Below are 24,725 nucleotides of genomic sequence, written 5' to 3'. Positions count from 1 at the left end.
GGCCAGCCTCAACGAGGGGCTGGCTGCATAAGAAGGTCTCCACGATTCGGGGGGATTGACAAAAGGGCCCGCCCCGGAGATCCGGGGCGGGCTCAAAGGGCGATGTCAGGCAGCGCGCTGCTCGCAGGCAGCCCACCAGGCATCGAGGTCGTCGCGGCTGATACGGAGGTGCCCGTTGGGCAGCCTCTGGAGGCGGGGGGCTTGGCCGCGGGCGCGCATGCGGTAGAAGGCGGCGCGGCTCATGTCGATCTCTTCGAGAACTTCAGCGAGCTTGAGCTTCTTCGGGCTGGCCACTGTGCGACTCCTTCTCGGATCCAGTGCGGGAACCAGGGAATCGCTGACAGAACTGACAGAACCTCGACGCATGGCCTCTGACCTGTGCGTATGTGCGGGTCGGGTTCTTTGACAGAACTGAATTAAAACCTGACAGAACCTCTTGGGAGGGGGTTCTGTCACAGCGCCCCCGGCGCTGGGCCGGGGGTTCTGTCAGCATTAAATTCAGTTCTGTCACAACCGCGATCATGGTCGTTTGCGCAGGTCAGAGGCGCTGTCGGGGAGTTCTGTCAGTTCTGTCAGCGGGTTGGGGGTTGTGTCAGGCGCCCCGGCCGATGCGGGGGTGGGTCTCGTAGCGGGGTGAGGGCGGCCGGCCGCCGCGGCCGGTGCGCGGGGGTGGCGGCTGTTGACGGATCCAGCCGTGCTCTTCGAGCAGGGCCAGGGCGGGGTCGAGGTCGCCGATGGCGGGGAAGTCGGCCCGCCGCAGGGCCCGGAACAACTCTCGCTTGGTGATCTGGGCCGGGCGGCTGCTGATCAGGTGGGCCAGGACGGTCAGGGCGGCGTCGTGGGCGGGGTCGGCGCTCATGGTGTCGAACACGTCCAGGGCGTGCGCGGTGAAGTAGACGCCCAGTTCGGTCGCAGCCGCCATGGTGGCCGCTTCGATGGGCTTGTGCCATCCGTCCTCGGAGTGGCTGGCCAGGTGAAGCAGGCCCGCAATTCTCGCCACGGCCCCGTCCCGCTTGGACGCCCATTTCACGATCGGCGCGAAGCTTCCGTCCCGCCCTAGCCTCGCTTCGGTGACCTTCTGGAAGGCGAGCATGACCGCGTCCGCCTCTGGGGTGAGGGTCAGGAGAGCGGGATCGGTCCAGTCGGCCAGTGCGAGGGTGAGGCCTGCGAGTTGGCGGGTGTAGGTGGCGGCTACCTGTTCGTCCAGGAGTTCCGGGGAGAGGTTGCGGCTGCCGACCAGGGACAGGGGCTTGGAGTAGAGGAAGCGGGCGAGCAGGCCGCGTCCGTCTGCTCCGTCGATGCGGGCGAGCGAGTCGAGTACTTCGGGCTGGATGGCCAGGCCGACGGTGACGGCCGGGGAGTCGACGTGTTCGGCCTCGCGGCTTTGCCGGTTGACGCGGATCATGTCGCCTGCGTGGCCCTTGAGGAACATGCCCATGTTGGGCTTGCCGGTGTAGCGGCCAGCGATGATGTCGAACAGCTCGCCCTCGGCGCTCATGCACGAGATCCGCCCGTTCTGCTGGGCGAGCAGCGTCCCGATCGTCTCCGGGGTCGCATCGTCCGCCACTAGCTGCGGCACCGACGGGATGGTCAGTTCCTCAGCGGCCTGCGCGAGTTCGACCGCCTCGGCAGTCAGCGTGTCCCGCTGCCCCGGCTCGGCCGCTCCGGCCTTCTGTGCGGCCTTCTCTGCGGCTGCTTTGGCGAGGCGGGCCAGAGTCTCGGCCTCGGCCCGCACCGGGCCGGACAGCTCGATGAGCGCTTTCTCGGCGTCGAGCAGGGGGCGCACCATGAGGTCGAACACGGCGGACTTGCGGTTGCCGGGGTCCAGGGCAACAGCGGTGTAGATGTTCACGGGCTCGCGCCAGTGGCCGCGCACGCACACCTTCACGCGCCCGCCGGCGGCGGTGGCGATGACCGCAAGGGCGAGACATCCGGCGAGGTCGATGGGGGTCTGGGTCTCCTCGGCGACGCCTCGAACCATGTCACCGAGCCAGGCCGGGAGGGTGTCTACGGGGAAGACGGGCAGGGGCGGGCGGGCCTTGAGCGGGACGGGTTCGTCCCACGCGGGGCCGGTGATCTGCTCGGGGTCGATGTCGAACCCCTCCCACAGGTCGGGGCTCATGTCGTTGGAGATGCTCATACGGCCTTGCCTCCTTCCTTGGTGGTGGCGAGCTGCGGGCAGGTGTCGCGGTGTTCGTTGTGCGCGGCCACGAGGCTCAGTACGGCGGCGCGGCCGATGGCGGTCCGTTCATGGCCGCAGGAGCACCACGAGTGGGCTGACGGGGTCACGCGCCAGTCCGGGGGCGCCACGACGTGCAGAACTGCCCGGGGGCGGTATCCGTCGTTCGTCTGCGGGTCAGGGCAAACTGCAATGGGGACGCCTTCGGCGACGCCCTTTCGGACGCCCACGACCAGCCGCAAGTGCCGTCGTTCGGCGGCGCGCGGGGTAGTCGTGTGGTGGGGGATGCTCTTCAGAGGGGGGCGGGTCGGTTCGCTCATGCCGCACCCTGCCGACGGTGGTTGTGGGCGACGGACCAGTTCAGTGCGCTTCGGAGGGTGGCGCGACACTGTGACGCCGGCAGTCCGGCCGCCTCGCCTGCCTCCTGAAGAGCGTGTTCAACCACGTGCCGGGGGAGGTCGCCCCACGCGACGAACCGTCCTAGGGCTCGCGCTGCCCTGAACAACTTCGCCTCACGCTCTCCTAGTTGAGCCCCCGCGACGCTGCGCGCCTCGCAGGCGAGCGCAGTGTCCGCGTATCGACGGGATTGCCCGGCTGTGGCCGTCGAGGGCGCCTGAGGCGGCTTGGGGGCCGGTTTCAGGATGCTCAGCAGCCACAGGGGCAGTGCGGGCGCCATGGGGCTGCCTGCGGCCTCGTAGTTCCCGGCGGGGGTGGTGCTGCCGGCGGCGACGACGTAGCCGCCCCATGCCCGGGTGTCGACCAACGGGGCAATGGTTCCTGCCGTGTTGGACAGTCGCGTCCCGTTCGGGGCGGTGAAGTACAGGTGGTGTCCGCCGCTTGCGGTCCGGGTCCGGTAGGTGGTGGGGACGGTGTGGCCGGTGCGCTCGCAGAGCGCCTTGAAGGTCGTCGCGCCGTCAGGCGTGTCGCCATTGCTGTTGGGCTTGGGCATGTCGAGGTCGACGACCAGGAGTTCGGATGGGCCGGTGGCGATGCCGACGTTGAACGGGCCCCGCGCCCAGGTGGCGCGGATGCGGTCGGGGTCGGTTGTGGCGCGCTGCTCCCACTTGCGGTGACCGCTCTCGCACGCCCCGGTGCGGGGGCAGGCGGCTTCGCCATGGAGGGCGGGGCGCTTGGTGTCAGGGCGGAGCGGGAAGACGTGCCAGCCCCGTTCGGCGGCGTCCAGCGCGGCGCGCATCAGGTGCTCACTCATGCCGCCACCTCCAAGGTCGATCGGACCGGGATGCCGGTGGCCACGGAGACGATGTGCGCGGCGAGTAGCGGCGGCACCGCGTTGCCGACCTGTTCGAACTGCTTGGTTCGGGTCCCGTAGAACGAGTGATCGGCCCGGAAGGATTGGAGAATCGCCGCTTCCGCAAGGGTCAGACTGCGTTCCTCGACGCCATCCCCAACCCACTTGCAGCGGCTCGCGGTACTGGTGATGGTGAAAGAAGGCTCGCTCAGTGCCCGCTCGTAGCGTTCGACGTCGCCGGAGGGCAGCTTCCAGCCCTGCCCGCTGCGCAGCTTCCAGGAGCGTGCCCGGCCGGTCAGTGCGTTGCTCGGGCCGTCGGCCGAGAACTCGTTGCCGCCGGCCGCCCGCCCACGCTCGTCCTTGGGGCGGTCGCCGCGCGTGTTGACCGTGACACCGGACGGCAGAGCCAACGCGTCGGCCATGGACACCCAGGGAGCCAGGCACCCGCCGAACAGATCGAGCGCCGGGCTTTTGGCGTGTGTCGGGTCGGGCGCGGTCACGTGGCGGATGCGGGAGGCCAGGAGAATCGCCCGCTTGCGGGTCTGCGGCACGCCGTAGTCGGCGGCGTTGAGGATGCCGACCCACACGCTGTACCCCCAGTCGCGGAGGATGCCCGCGTACTGCTGGAACAGCGGGAGGACGTCGGGGACTTCCTCCAGGCACGCCCACTCGGGGCGCAGGTCGTACAGCCAGCGCATCGGCTCTGCAGCCAGCAGGGACCGCTCGTCCTGGCACTGGGCGAGGAGTCCGGCGCGGGTGTCGCGGCCGTGGGCGAGGTCGTGAACGGCCTGGTGCACGAGTGCCTGATCGGCGAGCCCGCCGCGCTTCCCGGCCCGGGACCAGGCCTGGCACGGTGCTGACGCGATGAGCCCGGCGATGCGGTCCTTGAAAGGCGCGGTGGGGTAAGTGGCGACGTCGGTCTGAATGGTCGCGTGGCCAGCGGCATGCGCGGTCCTGCACGCCGCCGCGTCCCATTCCAGGCCGATGTCGGCCAGGCCGAGCATGCGCAGGCCCTCTGCCCACCCGCCAGGTCCTCGGAACAGTTCAACGATGTCGTTGGGGATCAGGCTGCTGCCTGCCCCGGTCGCGCTCTTGGCCGCGAGCGCGTCCACAACCCTGAGGGGCCGGGACACGTCCGGTGCTCGCCGGATGTCGGTGGGTTGCGTCATGCTGAGGTCTCCAGTTCCTTCGTGGGTGCTGGCTGACAAGGGCGGCCCCGGTTCTTTGGAGAGATGCGGGGGCCGCCCTTGGCGTAGCTACTGCTTGCAGGCGGGGTAGCGCTCGCCGATGGAGCACTGGTCGTAGTCGTCGATGTAGACCTGGAAGTCCTTGCGGTCGCCGTTGGCGGTGCGCACGGTCAGGAAGTACGGGCGGTTCTTGCTTGCCGGTGGTGTCCGTTCGGCCCGGGCGACGACGACGCCGGCCGGGCCGTCGGGCAGGGAGCATCCGGCGAGCAGCGCCAGAGCGCTTACGGTCACGGCGACCGCAGCGGCGCGAGTGCGAGTGCGAGTGGTCACGTGAACCTCCGTGTCAGCCGTGGAAGCGGCTGGAGTCGGGGTGTTGGTCGCACCAGTCCTCGGCGCACACTTTGTGGACCGGTTCTCGGTCGTGTGAGCGCATCGGGGTGGGCCTGCCGCACAGAGTGCAGGGCAGGTCTTGGGTGGCGTCGAAGTGGCGAGCGTCCCGCCAGTTCAGGAGCGCCATGGCCGTTCAGTCCTGGATGGCCGTGCCGGTGCTACTGCGGCGGTTCACGCGGCGTCCCGGTCGGTGGCGGGGAGTTGGGGCAGGCCCGCTTCAGTGAGGGTCTGCGGGTTGAAGCCGGGCAGTGCGGCGCGGGTGATGAGGGCGGTGGCGAGCTGTTCGGCGTAGGCGGCGCCGGCGCGGGCGGATTCGATCTGAGCCCCGGCCTTGAGCGCTTCCACGCGCTCGATGTGCGCGTGCTCCTCGCGCCGCACCGTCGTGTGCCGCTCGTAGGCCGTCGTGTCGCGACGCTCGGTGCGCCAGGCGCGGGCGGCGAGCCCGTACGCCGCCACCGTGGCCAGGACCCACAGCAGGATCGGGAGGGGGAGGCCGTCGGAGTATCCGGCGACCCCGGTCAGCGCGAGGGCGCCGGAGGCGGCGAACGCGGTCCCGGTGATGACGCGGTCCCCGCCGGGGCCCATGGAAGCGAACGCGCCCGCCACGCCGGCAGCGAGGGACAAGGCGGCCATCAACACGGCGTTGCCGGTGGAGTGTTCGGCTCCGTTGGCGTTCCAGATCCTAGCCAGGATGAGGACGGTGGACGTGGCGAGCGCGGGGGCGGCTTTGGGGGCGATGTGGGCGAGCCAGTGGCGGGCGATGATCTGCTCGTTCACCTCAAGCTCCTTCAGTTTCCGTCGTTGGGGATGGCGTTGACGACGGCGGTGGTCAGGTCGTTGATGGTGGTGCGGGCGCTCGTGTCGGCGAGGTAGAGGCCGAACAGGACGGCGATGGTGGCCGCGCCCCAGCCGACCGCGCGAAAGCGCAGCAGGGCGGCGAGGGCGAGGCCGAGCAGGAACACGATGGGGATGGTGAGGGTCACCGCTTCCCCCTCGCCTTGCGGCGGGCGGCGGCCCTGGCGTCCTCGCGGTCCTGCGCTTCCTCGCGGATGCGGGCGGCCTGCTTCTCGATGCCGCGGATGGACTTGCCGCGGGCCTCGCGCCGCACCGCGCGGGCGGCGAGCAGGAGGACGCGGGCGGTCTCGCGGGCGTTGTAGGGGTCCTTGTCGCTGATAGCCATCAGGGCTTCTCCCGAGTCGAGTTGAGGTCGTGCCGGGGCGGTGCGGGGCGTGTTCAGCGGGTGCCGGCGTCGTAGGTGCGGCGGGCGCGGTTGTAGAGGTGGCGGCCGACGCGTATGCGGATGCCGTAGCCCTTGCAGCGGCGGCATTCCTTGGCGCGCTTGGGCCGGTTCTTGCGGTCGTACTTGATGTGGTGGCCCATGCCGTCGCACTTGCGGCAGTTGCCGAACGGGCTGAGCCAGCACCGCATGCCGTAACAGAGTGTGACGGCGAGCAGGCAGGCGATAGCGAGGGTAGGGAGGGTCATCGAGGGGCCTCCTGGGTCGATTCCTGGGGTTTCCGCAGGTGGGCCGCTATCCGCTAGCGACCTGATCAGAGGCGGTTTGGGTCGCTAGCAGGGTCGCTAACGTTAGCGACGGCTGCCGCTAGCGCTAGCGGCCCCGGAGAGCTATCCGGCGTCCCGCTTCTCGTTGCGCTGGGTAATCGCGGCGGCGAGGTCCTCGCGCTTGATGCCGCGCTTGTTCACGGGCTTGCCGTCGATGCGGCGGCCGATCTGCTCGGTGGCCACGCCGTACGGCTTGAGCGCGGCGGTGAGCGCTTCCGCCTTGGGCTTGGCCTCCAGTTCGGCCCACGCGCCGTAGACGTCGGGGCGCAGGTCGGCGAGGCGGTCGACGATGGTCTCGGACCACACCTTGGTCTCGCCCTTGCCCAGGACCTGGGCGACGTCGTCCAGGATCGTGGCCGATGCCTCCGGGGCCGGGGCCTCGCCGGCCGCGTCGCCGGACAGGGTCCCTTCGGCCTCGCGCAGCGCGGCGGCGCGGGTCAGGATGCGTTCGGCGTCTTGGCCGTCGGCGAGGTAGGTGCGCACGATCCCCGAGTCGTCCGACATGCCCTTGAGCAGGCCAACACCCTTGTGGGACTTGAGGAGCTTGGACGCGTCCAGGCCCTCGCTGTAGGAACCGGCGCCCAGGATGGTGTCGGAGACCTGGTAGGCGCCTACCCGCAGGGCGAATCGGGCCTGGTGCTGGTCACGCAGCTCGGACGGGCAGGCCTTGTCGTCTGGCTTCTGCGTCGACGTCATCACGCTGACGCCGACCGCGGGGGCCACGCGGGCGAGGTAGACCAGCAGGGCAAGGATCTCCTTGCCGTGCTCGGGGTGCTGCAAGTACTCCTGCACCTCATCCACGACGAACAGCGTGAGGGGCATGTTCAGCTTCTTGTCCCGGCTGATCTCCGGGGTGAGCTTGCCCTCCGGGCAGATGTGCAGCGGCAGTTCGGAGAGCCGGTGGTAGCGGTCCTCCACATCCGCCTTCAGCTCCCGCAGCGAGGACAGCAGGTGCCCCACGGGGTCGATGCCGTTCTTGGGGACGATGCCGAACCCGATGCGGTGGGCGACCTTGGCGAACGCCCGCCAGTCCGGCGAGGCCTTCCCGTCGAACACGTACAGCCGCACGTACGGATCCAGGGCCGCAGCGAGCGCGATGGTGCGGGCGGAGAACGTCTTGCCCTGCCGCGGCACCGCACCGACCAGCAAAGACAGCCACAGCATCGTGGCCATGACCGGGTTACCCCGCTCATCCACGCCCCACGGGAACGGCTTCCAGAAGTCCACCCGAGTCGCCCCGAGCAGCGGCGACTTACCCGACGGGACCGCGAGCGGATCGCGGTCAGCGATCCAGTACGACACCCGCCGATTGCTCGTCTCGTCGATGTCGAGGAAGAGCTGAGTCGGCGCGATGTCCATACCGGAGGCGAGCCGGGCATGGGCGTTGAGCGCGTCCTTGAAGTGCAGGCCGTAGGGCAGGTCGACCACGACGCGCCAACCGTCGCCGTCACGACCGATCGGCCGCGGGAAGCTGATCGACTGGTCCTTGATGGTCAGCTTGGCCGCTTCATGGGCGCGGATGATGATGTCCGAGGACAACTTGCGCTTGCGGAACGTCACCTTGGCCCGATCGATGAGCGGCCGATCGGCTGGCGCCCCCACCGCCCCCAGCGTCGTCGTCAGCGCCGCCACGGACAGCAGCAACAGCCACGAGGGGGCCATGACGTACACGGTCAGGGCCGCGGCCAGGCCGATGAACCCCGCGATCGTGGCGACGACACCGCGCATCTTCACGCGGTCGTTGCGCTGACGGGACAGGGCCAGATACTCGCCCGCATCCTCCGCGGCGACCGCGGCCAGACGCAGGGCCTTGCCCTCGCTGTCGAACACCCAGCGGCCGATCGCTGTCGACCAGCGCCACGCCCCGCGCGGCGAGTAGGCCAGGACCTTCGGGGCGTAGATGCACGGCAGACGAACCGCGTGATAGCCGACCATCGTCGAGTAGTGCCGCACCGCCCACTTACGCACCGCAGTGCGCTGGTCAGGCAGCTTCACCCAGTCCGGCAGGACGGGAAGACGCGCCTTGTCCTTGGCCTCCATCCACTCGCTCACCGACGGCGGGTAGGCCTCGCGGGGCAGGTCGACCTGCGCGCCCTCGGTGAGTTCGTCGGCCTCGGGGTCGTCGGTGTCGGGGAGCTCTGCCTCCCACTCGCCCGGCTTCACCTCATCGGGAGCCGGGTCCTGCTTCTTCAGGCGGAACGGCAGAACATCCGCCGACTCCTCCGCGGGAGGACCGGACAGATTCATCTCCGTCATGCTGGGCCAACTCCTCTAAAGAGACGTGTGGTTGTCGCTGTTTGCGCAGATCAGGCACATGCCGAGCGAGGTCGGCAGGCAGTAGCCGTAGGCGATGCGGCAGACGGGGCAGGTGCGGCGGGCGAGCATCGCCAACGCGAGCGCGCCCCACTTGCGCGACGTCATCGGCCGCACCGGCTTCGCAGCGTCGACCCGGTACAGGTAGGCGAACGCGGCGCCCGCCTTGCGGCGGCGCGAGATGCGCATGAGCTGGGCCGCTATCGGCTGACCACCCGGCCGCAACCCCAGGGAGCGGAGCTGCCGGCGGGTGGCATAGCCGTCGGGGGCGAACTTCCACGGGTAGGTGGGGATCCCGTAGCGGGCGCCGGACGGGTCGTAGCACTTGCTGTAGGCGGTGCCCATCACGCCGCCTCAGCGCGCTCGGCGCGAAGGGTCTCCCGCAGGATCCGGGCATTCTTCGGCGACGTGCGCACCGCGAGCCGGATCCCCTCGGCGGTCAGCTTCGCGTCCGGCCAGTCGGCCGTGACCGTGCGGGCCTCATCGAGCAGTTGATCGGCGGTCCGCTTGGGCCGACTCGATCGGGCAGCGTCCGGCACGCGGCCGGTGGCCCCACGGGGCCGGGTCGATTCGGCGGGCACGGTGCGCTTCTCGATCGGCCGGACCGTGGCCGACTCGATTGCCGGAACGGGCTTGGTCACAAGGGCCGACTTCAGGAAGCCGACCGCGACCGGAGGCGGCAGAACGATCGGGTTCGCCGTGATCGGCGCCGGAGTCGATTCGGGCAGGTCAGCCGTAGACCGAATCCTCATGGTCTCGGTAGATTCCTCCGCATTCGCATCCAGAGCGGGAAGCGCGTCGGGGGTGAGGCGGAACATGGCCCCGAGCGCGGCGTCCGCGCCGATCGTGACGCGCTGGCGCTGCACGTCGAGCAGCGCCGATCCGAGCGACGCATCGCCCGATCCGACCTTGCGGGCCAGTCGCCACGACGCCCGATCGGAGCGCTTGCGGGTATTTGCATCGGGGTGGTTGGTTGCGCGGGCCCGGTGATAGGCGAGCCGCTGGACGACCTCGACCGCCCGGCGCTCGCCTTCCGCGTCCCGCCCGGAGGTGTGGACGGCGATGCGGCGGGCCAGGAAGGCGATGCCCTCGGCCGAGACGCACATGCCCATCGGGGTGATGGCGTAGATGACAGTGGTGCCGGGGTTGTCGGCCGCCATCGCGGCCATCGCGGACGCGGCGGCCGGCAGGGCCCACAGGCCGAGCCGGATGATGCGAGGGGAGGACTGGCCCAGCATGGTCAGCCCGAGCAGCACGAGGGCCAGGACGGCGGTGGCGCCCTCGCCCGCGGCCACGGCCCCGAGCGCGGTGCCCTTGCCGTAGGCGCGGCTGATGTTGCTGTAGGTGCCGACCCCACCGAACGCGCCGGTGGCGAGCATCGGCACGAACGCCGCACTCAGCACGATGATCTGCACCTTGCTCAGCGGCTTACGGGACTGTGAGGTCATGCCGCACCGCCCGTTTCCGTGAGGGTGGCGGACCGGTTGGCCAGCTTGCGGCGGGCGGCCAGGACCTTGCGCCGGGCGCGGCGGATGCGCTGCTGATCCAGGTCGGTGGCTGGCCGGTCCAGGGTGGCGATCTGCGCGTCCAGCAGCTCGACGCGGGCCAGGATGACGGGCATCTCGCACTCGATGGCGTTCAGCTCCGCGTATGTGGGCTCGCGGTCGAACCCGTCGGCCGTAACGACGGCCTGAAGTGCAACGATGTTCTTCATGAGTCGTGTTCTCCCTAGCAGGTGTGCGGCTCGACAGCGGCCCCGGTGTTCCTGCACCGGGGCCGCGCGCCGTAGAAGTGGGTTGAAGGCGAAAGCCGCGCGGTGGGCGGCGTTCGGTCAGCAGGTCGGAGTGGTCAGTGCTGGTCGCGGTGCTGGACGAGCTGGATGGCCATGCGCGGGAAGTCGGCGATGCCGTCGAAGTCGGCGAACGAAAGGCCGTGGGTCTCGGTCGCCTGGACCATGTCGCGCAGGATCGCGGCGGCATCGGCCTTCTGCCGGGCGTTTGGGCGGTGGCTGGGGGTGAACTGCTCAGTGGCGTAGGCGATGCGACGGGCGATGTCGTCGAGGTAGCTCGTGTTCATGGCACGTCCTTGATGAGAGACGGGAAGCCCCGCCGCGATGCGGCGGGGCGGTAGTACCGTCAGCCCCTGTTGAAGCCAGGGCAGCCATTGACCATGTGGTCCACGCACTGAGGGCAGTCCTCTCGGGGGCCGAGCCTCCGGTGAACTGCACGGTTGTAGGCGTGCTCCCAGCACTGCGCACTCACGCTTGGGCACCGACATGACCTTTGATGACGTTCCGAACAGCCCCATCACGGGCTCCTTCCTCTGTTTCGGCCCCCCTCAGCCCTGCTCGTACGCGACGAGCAGCGGAGGCAACCGGCCGCAGCGCTAGCCGCCGCGGAACGATGAGGAGCTGACCGGTTGTTCACGGCGCGCTAGCGCTGCTCGTGAACGGGGGGATGGAGCGGCGCCGCCATGCCGGCCGACCCGGCGGCGCCCAGATTCTTAAGGTGCGCACGAGCGCGGTCTCCTCTCCGCTCGAACAACAGGCGTTGTGCACTGCAAGGGGGACCGATGTCCCCACCCTCCGGCCGTTGCTCGCGGTCACCGGGCCACCTCGCCAGTCGGGCCGAAGCCCTGATTTCTGGCCTTTAGCGGGATTGCAGCGTCCCCGCCCTGTGCGTTCGTGCAGGTCAAGCAGTGGTGCATGCGGCCGATCGGCCCCTACGGACTCCCTTGCTGGCACGTAACAGCATGTACTAGCACGTGACATCGCGCAAGAGGTCCGCGCAAGGAACGTGCTAGGTCGTGCTAGTGGGTACGCTCGAATGCGTGACGATCGCTGAGGACGACCCCAGACAGCCCTACGAGCAAGCAGCCGAGACCCTGCGACGTGAGATCAGGGATGGAGTCATCAAGTCCGGCAACAAGGTGGGCTCTGTACGGGAGTTGGCGAGCCGCTTCAACATCTCGCCGACCACCGTGCAAAAGGCGCTCGGGGTCCTTCGGGATGAGGGACTCCTGACGACCACGGGGCGAGGTAACTACGCCCGGGATCCGAAGCAGGTCACCGAGGCCCGTAAGCCTGGCAACGGTGAAGACCTCTCCGAAGTCCTGCGGCAACTCGAACATGTCACCTCCCAGCTCTCGGAACTTCGCGGCCGAGTCGAGAGGCTTGAAGCGAGTCGCCCCGGTCGCGCTGACGAGAGCCAGTAGGCCCGATCCCGCGCCGGTTGACAGTGGACAGGGGTTAACACCACCTCTGTGTTACCTGTTAACTCCCCACGTCAGCGGTGCTATTGGGCAATCATGTAAGTCCGGAGCATCGCCTGACGTTGGGGAAGCGATGAAGACCAAGTTGCAAGGCGCGCGCGTTGCTCGCGGGTGGTCGCAGGCTGAGTTGATGGACGCGATGGCTGACGCTGCCGCGAGACTCGGCTTCGAACTTCCATCGCGATCCAGTCTGAAGACTCAGCTCTCCATGTTCGAGAACGGGCGCCGGCCGCCGGGCCCCGAGTACCAGGCGATCTTTTGTGAGGTCTACGAGGCGACTCGCCTGGAGCTCGGCTTCGCGTTAGAGGCCGCACCTTCACAGCTCGATGCACTGCCGAAGCTGCCCAGCCCGCGGGGTCCGGCGCCCACGGCATCACCGGAAGTCCTCGGCTACCTCAAGTCTGTGTTTGTGCAGCATGCCCAGGCTGAGCCGCTCGTCGGCCCGAGGTTCCTTGTGCCCGCGGTCCAGAGCCAAGTGCCGCTCATCGAGCAGTTGTGCGCGGATGCTGCGGGCCCCGCGAGGAGTGAAGTCCTCCGTGTTGGTCTGCGGTATGCGGAGTTCCTGGGGTGGCTCTATCAGGACTCCGGGGACTCACAGGAAGCGATGCTGTGGACGAACCGGGCCCTGGACTACGCATACGAACTCGATGACCCGACCCTGAGCGCCTACGTCTTCCAGCGGCGCGCCAACATTGCGACGGAAGCCGGGCACGCCGGCTACGCCCAAGGTCTGGTCAATGCCGCGCTGAACTATGCGGGCAAGATCCCGAGCCAGGTGGAAGCCGTGGCGTTACGAGCGCGAGCGAATGCTCACGCCGTGCTAGGCAATGCGAGCGAGACGGCCCGAGCGCTCGATGAGGCACGCACCCTCGCAGGGAAGGACCCCGGGGACGATGACGGTCTAGCTCCGTACGTCTCCGTCGCGTACATCGACATGGAGGCGGCCAACTGCGCCATCGCGCTCAACCGGCCTGAGGATGCAGTGCGGACGCTGGAGGAGAGCCTCGTGCAATGGCCTGCCCAGCAGCAGCGCGACCGGGGGCTGTGCCTGGCCCGGTTGGCCACGGCCTACGCGCAGAACGAGGACCTGGAGGGGGCCGTCAGCGCAGCCACGCAGGCGGTGAGCATCGCGCAGACGACTGGGTCGGCGCGGATCTTGGCAGAGTTGACCCGGCTGCAAACGCACCTGGAACCGTTCCGCAAGCTTGTGGAGATTGCAGAACTCAACCGGGCCGTGGGCAGTATGAAGGGGACGTGACCACACTGAAGGAGAGCCGTGAACCTGCTTCCCGCGATCACCACCACTGACGTCCAGGAACAGGAACCGCGAGTCGCCATTCTTCCGATCGGTTCGTACGAGCAGCACGGCGCCTACCTGCCGCTCATCACAGACACGGCGATCGCGTGCATCATCGCCCGCGAGATTGCTGCCGCCTACCCGGTGCTTCAGCTCCCGCCCGTGACAATCGCGTGCAGCCACGAACACGGGACCTGGGCCGGCACGGTGAGCATCAGCGCTCGGACGCTCCACGCCATGGTCAACGACATCGCCGTGTCGCTCGAAGCCTCCGGAATCCGCAAGCTCGTGCTCGTCAACGCCCACGGCGGCAACTACGTGCTCTCGAACATCGTTCAGGAAGCCAATCTGACTGAGCCGCGGATGACACTCTTCCCGCAGGGCCGCGAGTGGAACCGGTCCCGCGAGCGCGCCGGCCTCGTCTCCGACGCTCACGGCGACATGCACGCGGGAGAGATCGAGACTTCCATCTTGCTTCACGCGGAGCCGGGCCTCGTGCGCGACGGCTACGAGTCTGCGGACCATGACGGCGGGGAGCGCCCGTTCCTCCTTACGCACGGCATGAAGGCGTATACGGAGACCGGGGTCATCGGCTTTCCCTCGTACGCAACGGCGGACAAGGGCAAAGCCGTGCTCGCGAGCCTGGTGCTGGACTTCTCTGAGCATCTGCGAGCGCTTGGCGAGTAGGCGCGCACCCTCTTCGCCCATCCCTTGAGGGAACGCCAATCTCTAGCGGAGAGCACCTTCCCTCGTCCCGAACACCGATTCGGTGTTCGGGGTCCCCGCTTCGGCAGTACCTCAGGGCAGAAGCTAATCCTCGTGCACGCCCTTGCCGAGTGAGCGAAATAGCGCATCTATTGTGCCCGAGGCTCGGTATTCCCCTTTCCCGTCAATTCCAGGCAATCCATCAGGTGCAGCGGTTTCCTGCGCGTAGAAGGCCAATGACTTTTCGGGAAGTAGTCCCCTCAATCTCAATGTCCTCCGTGAATCCTGAAGCGTGCAGTCAAACAGTTCCTCTAGTTCTTCCACCTTGGCCACCCAATCCTGGGTGTGGGTATCAGATTCGATTTGAAAACTCACCTCGGCGTCGAAAGATTCAATGTCTTCCAAGACCGATGCTGCACCCTCATGGAACCCGACCGCTCTGAAGAATCCTGGATCGTCGATCACGGCTTCTGCGAGGTCGCTCCAGTAACGAGCCTCCCCAAATGTTTCCACGCCAACTCTGTCCCACTCGTACCAGGCCATCATCAGGGTGTCGCGAATCCACTGCATGTGGTCTTGATACGGACCTTCAAATACTCGATAACGTGTCACTTTGGAGTATGTGCCGTGTATTTGCCAGACCGCTTCGAGAGTCTCCTCGAAGGAACCCATGTCCGTATCGTCCAGCAACGCCGAAATCACGCGCATTGCGGATTCAGTCCAGCCGTCGTGGTTGAATGACGCCCACCCGCGTCCCGAATAACGATCGGAGTGGTATGCGACGATTTCGATGAACATGGTAAATAGATCAACGAACGCCTGGGTGGGTACCGTCAGGAAACCGCGAGGTACTGATTCGAGACGCTTAATTGCTGACGCCCAATGGGCGCGGAGGGAATTGAGAAGCGGGTGTGTGCATGCATCCAATGACTCTCGCAGGGAGGCTTCTTCCAGTGAGAATAGTGATGGCTGGTACTCAAGTTCAGAAGGCCTTCCTTGCTCACAGAGGGCTGCAACATCTTTGTATGAGTGCGAGTGTTTGATCAGGTCTAAGCAGGCCAACGACTCGCGCGCGACGTGTCGGACTAGGAAGTCACGCTGACTTGGGTCGGAGAGCGCATATACTTCGGTACCTTTCTCGTTTGACCGCTCGATCCAGTTCCCGGAAAGGCGTCTGATCGTATTGCTGATCTCGGTGAGTGAGTGATCCCGTAGGCGGAGCGTCACAGCATCGCGTTCGACTCCTTGAGAGTCCGATACGGCCAGAATGAGTAGTAGCAGTTGTTCAAGGGATGAGAAGGAGTCAAAGGATGACTGCCAGATTTGCTGAGGGTCGTCCAGCGCCTCTCGCAGTTCAGCCACGAGTTGGGCGCCTGACTCGAAGCGGCGTCGCTTGGTGACGATCTCTACAATTCGGGGTGAGTAGTTCGGGTGTGCTGCTGTGGTTGTCCACCAGTCGTATGATGCGAGCTGAGCCCTGACCGGATCATTATCGATGGCAATATTGACGTGATTGAAAAGGATTCTTGACTTTACGTCGTGCGGCAAGCGTCCTACTGGAATCAGCGCATCGGATACGGCCTCAAGCAAGGTGTTGGTAGCGTCGCTATAGCGCCTTGTGTCATGCAACACCAGCGATCTGCTCGTAACTACTGCAACTTTCGTTCTTACTCTGGACCTATCGCCTCGCAAATTCTCCTGGATTATAGAGGCCAAGAATTCTGCAAAGTCTTTCTCGTGGTGACTTGATGAGTGATCATGCAGGCGAGTCTGCCCCCAAGCATCATCAAAGAAGAAGACGGTGGGTGTTTCGTCTGCCAACCAAGACCACCAATTATCGACAGTGCGCGGATCTACGATTACTCGAAAACCCCTGCGCCACCACTGCAGAATTAGGTACTCGGCGGCGGCAGTCTTACCAGCACCTGGGGCTCCTTGAAGGATTGCAATTCCATTTACCTCCAGAGATTTTTCGGCCCTATCGCAGATATCGTGATGAACGAATCGGAGGTAATTTTCCTCGATACGCCTCGCCCTGGACTCGCCTCTAAGGAAAACCCCTCCGCTGAGCATTTCTCTGATTGCGACCGACGACTTCAGCCACAGTTTGAAGTGGCGCCGCTCAAGATCTGGGTGCATGGCGAGGAGGGCGTTTATCCAGCCTCTGCCGTGAACCTCAACGGTGGGAGCGAGATCTGTCAGTTCCTCCCGAATCTCACGTTCGGTTTTCGGGGTGATATCGGCAGAGGTGATGAATATGTAGCGACTGATTTCGGCTTCGAAATTTTGAGACTTCCCCATTTCCTGCGCAGCGAGACTTATGAGCTTAGCCCGCGAGGCCTGGGGGGTATGCTTACATTGCGCAATTACGACTGCTGAATCTGTTCGTGCCTGTAGATCGATCCCACCGTCGGGGCCGATCCGGTAGGTAGAAAAAGCAATGCCTTCGTGCGCAGAGAGCAGGTCTCTCAGGAGCGCCTCGAAATCGTAGGGCGACAGGTCTGTGAAGTCGTAGTCAGGTGAGGTCACCTGAGCCTCCCCGTTCGCAGGTGACCGGAGTCACCGTGGTCCGTATCCAGATCGACCATCCCACAGTGCTCGTGGTGCATACCCAGTGCCAGACCAACTCACTGCTCACGGCTGCTCGCTACGCAGTAGTTGATCTTCGGAGTAGTAACCCTCCGGCGAGGGCCGGCTGGGGCGTGCTGCAGCTGTCCCAAGCTCCCGCCGCCCAGGACCTAGTTCCCCCATGCGTCCTCCGGAGGGACCTGGGGGCAACGTGTTGCCTGGTCGTACTGGGCGTAGTTGGCCCGCTGTAAATGGGGCGGGCGGCGGGCGTCAGCTGAGCCGGTAGTCCCGCGAGCCGGCGCCCCGAGCGCGCCGAACGACCCCTGCCTCCTCAAGGCGGCGTAGCTGGTACAGCACTGACGAAGGGCTAGCCAGGCCGACGGCCGCAGCGATCTCCCGCACGGTGGGGGCCTCGCCGTGATCGGCGATGTGGGCGCGTATCGCGGCGAGTACCGACTGCTGGCGCTCCGTGATGTCCCAAGACCGTCGGACGCGGGTCACGGTTTCTCCTCAGCCTGCTGGCGCAGGTCCGCGAGCTGCTCCCGAGGGACGCCCTGGACGAGGCGGCGGGACAGATCGATCAGGCGCCGCCGCAGACGTGTATTGCTACCGGTCGGGGCCTCGGCGAGGGCGTTGTAGGTGCGGATCCAGTCGCGTTGGGCCTGCACGATGTCGCGGGAATGCTCGTTGTGCACCATGAGTCCAGTAGAGCATGTGTTCGATTTTCTGTGCACGACGAAACGCGCCCCCGCGTGACGGTCTGAAGCGGCCGTGCCCCATGTCGACGGGCTCCGTGACTCCGCTCCGGAGAGTCGTGGGCGCTTCCACGGTCGCGAGATCAGTGCCATAGGGCCTGTCCGGCGGACCATGTGACCAGCAGCGGAGGGATCCCTGTTCCTAGTCGGGCAGCGTCTGGTCGGTGGATCGCGGGCGGTATGACGGTGTGTCTGTACGGCCGCACAGGGTGCGTGTGGCTTGATCGTCGGGCGGTCCCGGCAGGGGCCTCAACACCGACCGACGTCCGTGGCACGTGCTGAGTGCCGCGCTCTTTGTCGAGGAGTCCCCATCGTGAGACCGACCCTGCAACATGCCATGTTCCCTCGACGTGACGCCGGAGCCGTAGGTGAGCGGCGGCGCCCGGCCCGGCGTGCTGCCGTCCTGCTCGCCACGGTGGCGCTGCCGGCGGCACTGGTGGTGCCCACGGCCACGCCCGCCGCGGCGGCGCCCGTGACCGTCACCTTCAACGCGGGCGCCAACCAGCCCTTCACCGTCCCGTCCGGCGTCACTCAACTGACCGTCTCCGCCACCGGCGCCGCGGGCCAGAACGGGCCTAACGGCGGCGCAGGAGGCAACGGCGCCACCGTCACCGGCACCGTCACCGTGCCGGTGAGCACGACCACCCTCTTTGTCAACGTCGGCACGGGCGGGGGCGCCGGCGGCGGATCGGGGATTGTCACGGGCGGTGCCGGCGGCGGTTCCAGCGATGTCCGCACCTGCAGCTCGGCCGGCCCGGGCTGCACCCTGACCGGCGTCCCCGCCTCCGACCCCCGCCTCATCGTCGCGGGCGGCGGAGGCGGCGGCGGAAGCGGCTTCACCCTCAATTTCCTCAACCCGGAGGCCACCGGCGGGGATGCCGGAAACACCGGGGAGGACGGCGGCGACAGAACGAACAGCGGCCAGGGCGGCGGCGGCGGAACCCAGACCGCCGGCGGCGCGGGCGGAGCCGTATGCCCCTTCGGCGGCGGTACATCCGGCACTCCGGGCACGGGCGGTGCGGGCGGTAACGGCGGAGGCGGCTTCGGGGCGGGCGGAGGCGGGGGCGGCTGGTTCGGTGGAGGCGGCGGCGGAGGCTGCGGCCTTATCCAGAACTCCCCTAACGCTTACGGCCCCGGTGGCGGCGGTGGTGCGTCGAACCGTGTCCCCACGGGTGGTACCTCCGCACCTGCCGTGGGGCCGGCCCAGGTGACGATCACCTACGAGCCGGTGCCCCCCACCTGCGCCAACGTCACCCCGGCCAACCCGCAAGGGTTCAACATCATCACCGGCACCAACCGCTCCGACATCCTCAACGGAACCCCGGGACCCGATGCGATCTTCGGTCTCGGCGGCAACGACGTCATCAACGGGCTCGGCGGCAACGACCTGCTGTGCGGCGGCGACGGCAACGACGCACTGTCCGGCGGCGACGGCAACGACCGCATCGAAGGCGGCAACGGCGCCGACAACCTGAATGGCAACAACGGCAACGACGCCCTCCTCGGCGGTCCCGGCAACGACGCCCTCTTCGGCGGCACCGGCACCAACACCAACGACGGCGGCCCCGGCACCAACGCCTGCTTCAACCCCTCCACCGGACCCGGCTGCTTCTGACCCACCCCACACGCCTCCGACCTGGTCGACGAACATCAGAAACAGGCCCCGCGCATCCCTCGTCGCAGCGGCGACCGACGCACGAGGCCCGCTTCAACGCTCTGTCCATCCGAGGCAAGTAAGCCTGCTCGCACGCGGAACCCAGTCCAGAGACAGGCGTACAGCAGTGAAGTACCGCAACCCAACAGCCGCCCCCGAACGGGGCACTCGGGGATTCGGCCACGAAGTCGTGCCAGGCGTGCCGAACCGCGATGCGCCGGACGCGCCCTAGTGGGGCCAGCGTGGGGCAACGCGCTAGTCCCTCAGAAAACGGCGAGGTCAGACCCACTCGCCTGTGGGGACTGTAAATCTGCCGGCTCAGCCTTCCCAGGTTCGAATCCTGGCGCCGCCACTGGAAGGTAAAAGGTCCCCGACCTGCTGTTTCAGCAGGTCGGGGACCTTTTCTTTTGCCCTCACGCGGGGGCGGGACTGTCTCGCTCTCTCTCGCTCTCGAACGCTCCGTCTCAGAGCGCGTGGACGGTGCGTGGACGGGATCTCCAGGGCCTGTCCGGCGGATCAGGTGACCAGCAGCGGAGGGATCCCTGTTTTTCTGGTGGGGCGGGGTGACCTGGCAGGGCATCGGTCCACTTGGCAACGGATCACAGGGCCGAGTTCGGGGTCGGCAGCGGCTGGTCGGTGGATCGCGGGCGGTATGACGGTGTGTCTGTACGGCCGCACAGGGTGCGTGTGGCTTGATCGTCGGGCGGTCCCGGCAGGGGCCTCAACATCAACCGACGTCCGTGGCACGTGCTGAGTGCCGCGCTCTTTGTCGAGGAGTCCCCATCGTGAGACCGACCCTGCAACATGCCATGTTCCCTCGACGTGACGCGGGAGCCGCGGGTGAGCGGCGGCGCCCGGCCAGGCGTGCTGCCGTCCTGCTCGCCACGGTGGCGCTGCCGGCGGCACTGGTGGTGCCCACGGCCACGCCCGCCGCGGCGGCGCCCGTGACGGTCACCTTCAACGCCGGCGCCGACCAGCCCTTCACCGTCCCGTCCGGCGTCACCCAACTGACCGTCACCGCCACCGGCGCCGCGGGCCAGAACGGGCCTAACGGCGGCGTGGGCGGCAACGGCGCCACCGTCACCGGCACCGTCACCGTGCCACCGAGCACGACCACCCTCTATGTCAACGTCGGCACGGGCGGGGGCGCCGGCGGCGGACCGGCGAGTACAGGCGGTGCCGGCGGCGGATCCAGCGATGTCCGCACCTGCAGCTCGGCGGGCCCCGGCTGCACCCTGACCGGCGTCCCCGCCACCGACCCCCGCCTCATCGTCGCGGGCGGCGGAGGCGGCGGCGGAAGCAGCCCCTTGTCCAATTTCCTCGTCCCGGAGGCCAAGGGCGGAAACGCCGGAAACACCGGTACGGCCGGCGGCAGCAGAACGAACAGCGGCGGCCAGGGCGGCGGCGGCGGAACCCAGACGGCCGGCGGCACAGGCGGAGCCGTATGCCCCGGCGGCGGCGGTACATCCGGCACTCCGGGCACGGGCGGTGCGGGCGGTAACGGCGGAGGCGCCTTCGGGGCGGGCGGAGGCGGGGGCGGCTGGTTCGGTGGAGGCGGCGGCGGAGGATGCAGCACCATCCAGAACCCCCCTCTCCCTCTCCCTCCCGCTTTCGGTCCCGGTGGCGGCGGTGGTGCGTCGAACCGTGTCCCCACGGGTGGTACCTCCGGACCTGCCGCGGGGCCGGCCCAGGTGACCATCACCTACGAGCCGGCGCCCCCCACCTGCGCGACCGCCACGCCCACCATCACCGGTACCAACGCCAACAACGTCCTGGTCGGCACTCCCGGCAATGACGTGATCTTCGCTCTCGGCGGCAACGACGTGGTCGACGGCCGTGGTGGCAACGACATCGTCTGCGGCGGTGACGGCAACGACGTGCTGTCCGGCGGCGACGGCAACGACCGCATCGAAGGCGGCAACGGCACCGACAACCTGAACGGCAACAACGGCAACGACGCCCTCCTCGGCGGTCCCGGCAACGACGCCCTCTTCGGCGGCACCGGCACCAACACCAACGACGGCGGCCCCGGCACCAACGCCTGCTTCAACCCCTCCACCGGACCCGGCTGCTTCTGACCCCGCACTTCCAACGGACCTGAGGGAGAGGGTTGTCGGCGAGGAGACCGGCGTCGACCGCGTAGACGAGCGCGTTGTGAAAGATCGCGTGCTTCCGACGGATCGTTGACGCTGCGGCGGTCGTCCCGTCCAGCCTCCTCGTGAGGGCGTCCAGAGCGGCCCGCACCTGCATACGGTCCGCGAGGGCCGAGGCGGGCAGAGACTTCCGCTCGAGCCAGGCGAGTACCTTGGCTACCTTCGCCGGCGGCTCCTCCTTCCAGCCGTTCACGTTGAACGCCCAGCTGTAGAGCGGGGTGCGGACGGCCGACACGTCGGGCAAGGCCCTACGTGCCGGACCAGGCGATGACGATCCTGCAGTCCGCGGCTGAAGCGCTGGTATTGGATGGCACCGTGGAGCAGGCCAACATCGGGGCTGACCACATTTCCATGTGGCCGATCGAGACTGAGAAGAGAGCACGCGAGATCGGGGCTGCGTTCCATGCTGCTATGCACGGTCTCCAAACAGTTGCACATCGCCGTTCCGAGCCGGCGCCCAAGGCCGTAGCGTACGAGGCCAAGGCTGCCGGGGGCGTCGGACTCGGGCCGTGCTTCGAGTCTTTGGGGCTGTCGGTCTACGACCGGCGGCCCCAAGTCATGCGGGACGCAGCCGTGAAGGGCGAGCTCCTGGTTCGGGTCCCTCTGGACGACATGTGGACGGCGGCGGGCAGTCTCGGTGGTCCGCTGCTGCTTTCGTAGGTCAGTTGAGGAATAGACCGCTGCTCTTCGGCGGACTGTAGATCTGCCGGCTCAGCCTTCCCAGGTTCGAATCCTGGCGCCGCCACATGGTGGAGAACCCCCTCCGAACTGCGGAAACGTGGTTCGGAGGGGGTTCTTTGTTTTCGACACCCCGGTGTGACGTAGTTCAGACGGCCTTCTGGTGAGCGGCGAGGCGGCCTCCTCGCCGCCGGGCGCGAACTCACGGGCCCGCGCCCGTCGTTCGCTATGACCAGCCGCCGGTCGCCGTCCATCCATGCCGTCATGGGCGGAAGGCAGGGACGTGTCCGTCGCGTTCGGTGTCCGTCACTGGAGTCCCTCCCTGAGTCCGGCCCGCCGGTCGGCAATACGATCGCATATCGGACACGGAGAGTGATGTAGGCCGGACTGTCCTAGGCGTCTATTACGCGAATAGGTAGATATAAGAAGTATGTCGCGGCCGATTTTGCTACGGAGAGTCATATACGGTGGCGCCCGTCGCGTCGGTCGAGTGTCGGCGCGAGCCTGGCCCTTCGGTCAGGCGCATGTCTGGTTCTTCACCCACGCAGAAGGAGTGAGTGTGAACGTTCGCTTTGGCATGAGCCGGGGAACGGCGCTCGTGGTCACCGCACTGGCCGCCGTCGTCGCCTCGACCCTCCCGGGATCGGCGTCTGCTGACGCAGGCGGAACCGGAGGCTCGGATCACTGGGGCGTGATCGCCCGCAACACGATCGGCTCCCCCGTCGCCGCGCTGCGGAACGGCCCGTTCGGCACGTACGGCGTGACGGGCACCGCGGCCAGGCCGCCCTATGGAGTGGGCAGCCTTGGAATCGAGGTGGCGGACAAATCCACCTCGCGGCCCGATTCTGCCGCCGAGAAGATCGACTTCGGCAACGAGGTCGACTTCTACAACAAGCCGGTGCTGGGCCTGAACAAGCTCGGCTTCCACGTCTTCCAGACCGGCGAGAACGTCGACTACGGGGGCACGAAGAACCTGCCGAACATCAGGTTGGAGATCGACGCCAACCTCAGCACCCTGCCGGCGGACAACTACACCACCTTGGTGTGGGTGCCGGACGCGGTTCTGGCGACCAACCGGTGGAGCGGCTACATCAACGCCACCACCTCCGGCTACTGGTACCTCACCGGCGCCGAGGGCAGCGTCACCCACTGCGCTGCTTCCGATGCGTGCAGCTTCGCCGATGTGAAGGCCGCCCTCAACGACGGCGGCGACGCACCCAAGATCCTCACGGTCGCCGTAGGCAAGGGCCGTGACCACCTCTGGGCCGGCGCTGTCGACGGCCTCCGGATCAACGACACCATCTACGACTTCGAGGCCAACGGCGTCAGAGCCCTTCGCGCCCACTGACGCGACCGGCCCGCCCCGCGTATTCCACCGGGAACCGCCACATAGTGAAGAACCCCCTCCGAACTGCGGAAACGCAGTTCGGAGGGGGTTCTTTGCATCCCCGGCGCACAGCGCCCTCTAGGGCGCGATGGGGAGTTGACGCTTGTGGTCGGTGAGGCGGTAGCGGTGGACGATCGTCTCGAAGGCCCGCCCGTCGACCGGCTTGCCCTCCAGGAAGTCGTCGATGTCGTCGTAGGTGACCCCGAGCGCGTCCTCGTCGGCCTTGCCCGGGTCGAGGGTCTCCAGGTCGGCCGTGGGGACCTTCCACACCAGCTCGGCGGGTGCGCCCAGCGAGTCCGCGACGGCGCGCACCCGGCGCTTGGTCAGGCCGGTCAGCGGGACCAGGTCCGCGGCGCCGTCGCCGAACTTCGTGAAGAAGCCGGAGACGGCCTCGGCGGCGTGGTCGGTGCCGACGACCAGGCCGTTGTGCGCGCCGGCCACCGCGTACTGGGCGACCATGCGCTGCCGGGCCTTGATGTTGCCGTGCACGAAGTCCTGGTGGCCCTCGTCGCGGAAGTTCACGTCGGCGGCCAGTGCGGCCTCGATCGCGGCGTCGCTGGCGGGCTTGATGTCCACGGTCAGCACGTGGTCGGCGCGGATGAAGGAGAGCGCGAGTTGGGCATCGTGCTCGTCGGCCTGAATCCCGTAGGGCAGCCGCATCGCGTAGAACCGCGCCTCGTGTCCGGCAGCCCGGGCCCGCTCCACGGCGAGCTGGCACAGCCGGCCGGCTGTTGTGGAGTCGACACCGCCGCTGATGCCGAGCACGAGGGAGCGCAGGCCGGTGGAGGTCAGCCGTTCGGTGAGGAAGGCCACCCGCCGTTCGATCTCACGCTCGGCCTCGAAGGTCTCGGCGACCTGGAGTTCGCGGGCGATCTCCTGCTGCAGGTCGTTAGACGCCGACTCGCTCACGTCTGCTCCTTGCTCCGGTTCGTGGGGTGCTGTCGCGCCCACCCTACTGGGGGTGTCCGGGAGGTCAGGGGGGCGCGGGATGTGCCGGGACGAGGCGTGGACGGGACGTGGACGAGGCAGGCTGTGCCCGGCGCCGCCCCATGGCGGGAAGCCCTCAGGGAAGCCCCGCGGACCGTGGCATCGCAGTCCGGAGGGGGCTTCTTCGGATCCTCGGACACCCCGTGGCGCAGACTGATCCCCATGTCCGTACCGTCGGCGTCTCGCCGCAGAAACTGCCCCGAGTGCCGCCGCGACATCGCCGTCGTGGCCGGCCGCTTCGCCCGCCACGACCCGCCCGGGGCCCGCAGCGCGGGCGAACTCGTGTCCTGCCCCGGCTCCCGCAGGCCGGCGCAGCTCGGCGCCGCGCAGCCGTCCCTCGACGGCTACGTGGTCCCGACAGCGCCCGGCCAGCTCCCGCTCTTCTGAACC

28 protein-coding genes and 1 tRNA gene are annotated in these 24,725 nt (G+C 67.7%); 9 read left to right on the top strand and 20 right to left on the bottom strand.

Translation table 11 applies throughout. The annotated features are described in order from the left end of the window. Positions 1 to 105 precede the first annotated feature (105 nt). From CG723_RS20760 to CG723_RS20690, 15 genes are all read right to left on the bottom strand, one after another. Entirely contained in the window at positions 106 to 294 is a 189-nt protein-coding gene (locus CG723_RS20760) for a helix-turn-helix transcriptional regulator (RefSeq protein WP_100594943.1), read from the bottom strand. Positions 295 to 592: 298 nt separating this feature from the next. Beyond that, entirely contained in the window at positions 593 to 2,140 is a 1,548-nt protein-coding gene (locus CG723_RS20755; RefSeq protein ID WP_234374417.1) for a YfjI family protein, read from the bottom strand. Next, positions 2,137 to 2,499: a hypothetical protein gene (locus tag CG723_RS47635; RefSeq protein WP_234374416.1), complete on the bottom strand. Its 363-nt coding sequence runs from the start codon at positions 2,497 to 2,499 to the stop codon at positions 2,137 to 2,139. Before CG723_RS47635 ends, CG723_RS20755 begins: the two co-directional genes overlap by 4 nt. Further along, entirely contained in the window at positions 2,496 to 3,389 is an 894-nt protein-coding gene (locus tag CG723_RS20745) for a bifunctional DNA primase/polymerase (RefSeq protein WP_100594942.1), read from the bottom strand. The genes CG723_RS47635 and CG723_RS20745 overlap by 4 nt, the downstream gene beginning before the upstream one ends. After that, positions 3,386 to 4,432: a DNA cytosine methyltransferase gene (locus CG723_RS20740; RefSeq protein ID WP_234374425.1), complete on the bottom strand. Its 1,047-nt coding sequence runs from the start codon at positions 4,430 to 4,432 to the stop codon at positions 3,386 to 3,388. The genes CG723_RS20745 and CG723_RS20740 overlap by 4 nt, the downstream gene beginning before the upstream one ends. A gap of 252 nt (positions 4,433 to 4,684) precedes the next feature. Further along, entirely contained in the window at positions 4,685 to 4,945 is a 261-nt protein-coding gene (locus CG723_RS20735) for a hypothetical protein (protein ID WP_100594940.1), read from the bottom strand. A gap of 231 nt (positions 4,946 to 5,176) precedes the next feature. After that, positions 5,177 to 5,782 (bottom strand): hypothetical protein, encoded by a 606-nt coding sequence (locus CG723_RS20730; protein WP_100594939.1) that lies wholly within the window; start codon positions 5,780 to 5,782, stop codon positions 5,177 to 5,179. An 11-nt stretch (positions 5,783 to 5,793) separates the two neighbouring features. Further along, positions 5,794 to 5,988: a hypothetical protein gene (locus CG723_RS20725; protein WP_100594938.1), complete on the bottom strand. Its 195-nt coding sequence runs from the start codon at positions 5,986 to 5,988 to the stop codon at positions 5,794 to 5,796. After that, on the bottom strand, positions 5,985 to 6,185 hold the full coding sequence (locus tag CG723_RS20720) for a hypothetical protein (RefSeq protein ID WP_100594937.1): 201 nt from the start codon (positions 6,183 to 6,185) through the stop codon (positions 5,985 to 5,987). Before CG723_RS20720 ends, CG723_RS20725 begins: the two co-directional genes overlap by 4 nt. A 53-nt stretch (positions 6,186 to 6,238) precedes the next feature. Further along, positions 6,239 to 6,490 (bottom strand): hypothetical protein, encoded by a 252-nt coding sequence (locus CG723_RS20715; protein ID WP_100594936.1) that lies wholly within the window; start codon positions 6,488 to 6,490, stop codon positions 6,239 to 6,241. 141 nt (positions 6,491 to 6,631) lie between these two features. Beyond that, the gene (locus CG723_RS20710) at positions 6,632 to 8,824 is read right to left on the bottom strand and encodes a cell division protein FtsK (RefSeq protein WP_100594935.1); all 2,193 of its coding nucleotides are present in this window, start codon (positions 8,822 to 8,824) and stop codon (positions 6,632 to 6,634) included. Between the two features lie 15 nt (positions 8,825 to 8,839). Next, the gene (locus CG723_RS20705; protein WP_100594934.1) at positions 8,840 to 9,226 is read right to left on the bottom strand and encodes an RRQRL motif-containing zinc-binding protein; all 387 of its coding nucleotides are present in this window, start codon (positions 9,224 to 9,226) and stop codon (positions 8,840 to 8,842) included. Beyond that, a complete protein-coding gene (locus CG723_RS20700) occupies positions 9,226 to 10,329 on the bottom strand; it encodes a conjugal transfer protein (RefSeq protein WP_100594933.1) in 1,104 nt (367 codons plus the stop codon). The genes CG723_RS20705 and CG723_RS20700 overlap by 1 nt, the downstream gene beginning before the upstream one ends. Then, the gene (locus tag CG723_RS20695) at positions 10,326 to 10,595 is read right to left on the bottom strand and encodes a DUF6284 family protein (RefSeq protein WP_100594932.1); all 270 of its coding nucleotides are present in this window, start codon (positions 10,593 to 10,595) and stop codon (positions 10,326 to 10,328) included. The genes CG723_RS20700 and CG723_RS20695 overlap by 4 nt, the downstream gene beginning before the upstream one ends. 134 nt (positions 10,596 to 10,729) lie before the next feature. After that, positions 10,730 to 10,957, bottom strand: coding sequence for a hypothetical protein (locus CG723_RS20690; protein ID WP_100594931.1), 228 nt, complete (start codon positions 10,955 to 10,957; stop codon positions 10,730 to 10,732). Positions 10,958 to 11,710: 753 nt separating this feature from the next. Between CG723_RS20690 and CG723_RS20680 the strand changes: the two genes are divergently transcribed. From CG723_RS20680 to CG723_RS20670, 3 genes are all read left to right on the top strand, one after another. Further along, positions 11,711 to 12,094, top strand: a complete 384-nt coding sequence (locus CG723_RS20680) for a GntR family transcriptional regulator (RefSeq protein WP_159032500.1) — start codon at positions 11,711 to 11,713, stop codon at positions 12,092 to 12,094. 130 nt (positions 12,095 to 12,224) lie between these two features. Beyond that, positions 12,225 to 13,409, top strand: coding sequence for a hypothetical protein (locus CG723_RS20675; protein WP_100594928.1), 1,185 nt, complete (start codon positions 12,225 to 12,227; stop codon positions 13,407 to 13,409). An 18-nt stretch (positions 13,410 to 13,427) separates the two neighbouring features. Continuing rightward, positions 13,428 to 14,135, top strand: coding sequence for a creatininase family protein (locus CG723_RS20670; RefSeq protein ID WP_100594927.1), 708 nt, complete (start codon positions 13,428 to 13,430; stop codon positions 14,133 to 14,135). A gap of 123 nt (positions 14,136 to 14,258) precedes the next feature. Here CG723_RS20670 and CG723_RS20665 read toward each other — a convergent pair whose 3' ends face one another. From CG723_RS20665 to CG723_RS20655, 3 genes are all read right to left on the bottom strand, one after another. Continuing rightward, a complete protein-coding gene (locus CG723_RS20665) occupies positions 14,259 to 16,682 on the bottom strand; it encodes a restriction endonuclease (protein WP_100594926.1) in 2,424 nt (807 codons plus the stop codon). A 309-nt stretch (positions 16,683 to 16,991) separates the two neighbouring features. Beyond that, positions 16,992 to 17,222 carry a winged helix-turn-helix transcriptional regulator gene (locus CG723_RS20660; RefSeq protein ID WP_100594925.1) on the bottom strand — a complete coding sequence of 77 codons (231 nt, stop codon included), beginning with the start codon at positions 17,220 to 17,222 and terminating at the stop codon, positions 16,992 to 16,994. After that, complete coding sequence (locus tag CG723_RS20655; RefSeq protein WP_100594924.1) at positions 17,219 to 17,419, bottom strand: hypothetical protein; 201 nt, start codon at positions 17,417 to 17,419, stop codon at positions 17,219 to 17,221. The genes CG723_RS20660 and CG723_RS20655 overlap by 4 nt, the downstream gene beginning before the upstream one ends. A 370-nt stretch (positions 17,420 to 17,789) precedes the next feature. Between CG723_RS20655 and CG723_RS48965 the strand changes: the two genes are divergently transcribed. After that, positions 17,790 to 19,091: a calcium-binding protein gene (locus CG723_RS48965; protein ID WP_159032499.1), complete on the top strand. Its 1,302-nt coding sequence runs from the start codon at positions 17,790 to 17,792 to the stop codon at positions 19,089 to 19,091. Positions 19,092 to 19,915: 824 nt separating this feature from the next. After that, the gene (locus CG723_RS46295; RefSeq protein WP_159032498.1) at positions 19,916 to 21,208 is read left to right on the top strand and encodes a calcium-binding protein; all 1,293 of its coding nucleotides are present in this window, start codon (positions 19,916 to 19,918) and stop codon (positions 21,206 to 21,208) included. On the opposite strand, the gene CG723_RS20630 is transcribed toward CG723_RS46295, so the two are convergent. Further along, positions 21,177 to 21,527, bottom strand: coding sequence for a hypothetical protein (locus tag CG723_RS20630; RefSeq protein ID WP_234374415.1), 351 nt, complete (start codon positions 21,525 to 21,527; stop codon positions 21,177 to 21,179). The genes CG723_RS46295 and CG723_RS20630 overlap by 32 nt on opposite strands. A 23-nt stretch (positions 21,528 to 21,550) precedes the next feature. Between CG723_RS20630 and CG723_RS20625 the strand changes: the two genes are divergently transcribed. The 3 genes from CG723_RS20625 to CG723_RS20620 all read left to right on the top strand — a co-directional run bounded on the left by CG723_RS20625 (position 21,551) and on the right by CG723_RS20620 (position 23,309). After that, entirely contained in the window at positions 21,551 to 21,943 is a 393-nt protein-coding gene (locus tag CG723_RS20625; RefSeq protein ID WP_159032497.1) for a hypothetical protein, read from the top strand. Then, positions 21,940 to 22,028, top strand: a tRNA-Tyr gene (locus CG723_RS46290). The genes CG723_RS20625 and CG723_RS46290 overlap by 4 nt, the downstream gene beginning before the upstream one ends. A gap of 492 nt (positions 22,029 to 22,520) precedes the next feature. Then, positions 22,521 to 23,309 carry a hypothetical protein gene (locus tag CG723_RS20620; RefSeq protein WP_234374414.1) on the top strand — a complete coding sequence of 263 codons (789 nt, stop codon included), beginning with the start codon at positions 22,521 to 22,523 and terminating at the stop codon, positions 23,307 to 23,309. Between the two features lie 117 nt (positions 23,310 to 23,426). Here the strand turns inward: CG723_RS20620 and nadE are convergent, their stop codons facing one another. Then, complete coding sequence (gene nadE, locus CG723_RS20615) at positions 23,427 to 24,257, bottom strand: ammonia-dependent NAD(+) synthetase (protein WP_100594919.1); 831 nt, start codon at positions 24,255 to 24,257, stop codon at positions 23,427 to 23,429. A 240-nt stretch (positions 24,258 to 24,497) separates the two neighbouring features. Here nadE and CG723_RS20610 point away from each other — a divergent pair, with 240 nt between their 5' ends. Then, on the top strand, positions 24,498 to 24,722 hold the full coding sequence (locus CG723_RS20610) for a hypothetical protein (RefSeq protein WP_100594976.1): 225 nt from the start codon (positions 24,498 to 24,500) through the stop codon (positions 24,720 to 24,722). Positions 24,723 to 24,725: the final 3 nt, after the last annotated feature.

Origin of the sequence: Streptomyces sp. CB01635, assembly GCF_002803065.1 — a bacterium.
Taxonomy (GTDB): Bacteria; Actinomycetota; Actinomycetes; order Streptomycetales; family Streptomycetaceae; genus Streptomyces.
Note: the sequence above shows the minus strand (reverse complement) of the source record. Positions and strands in the feature narration are given on the sequence as shown.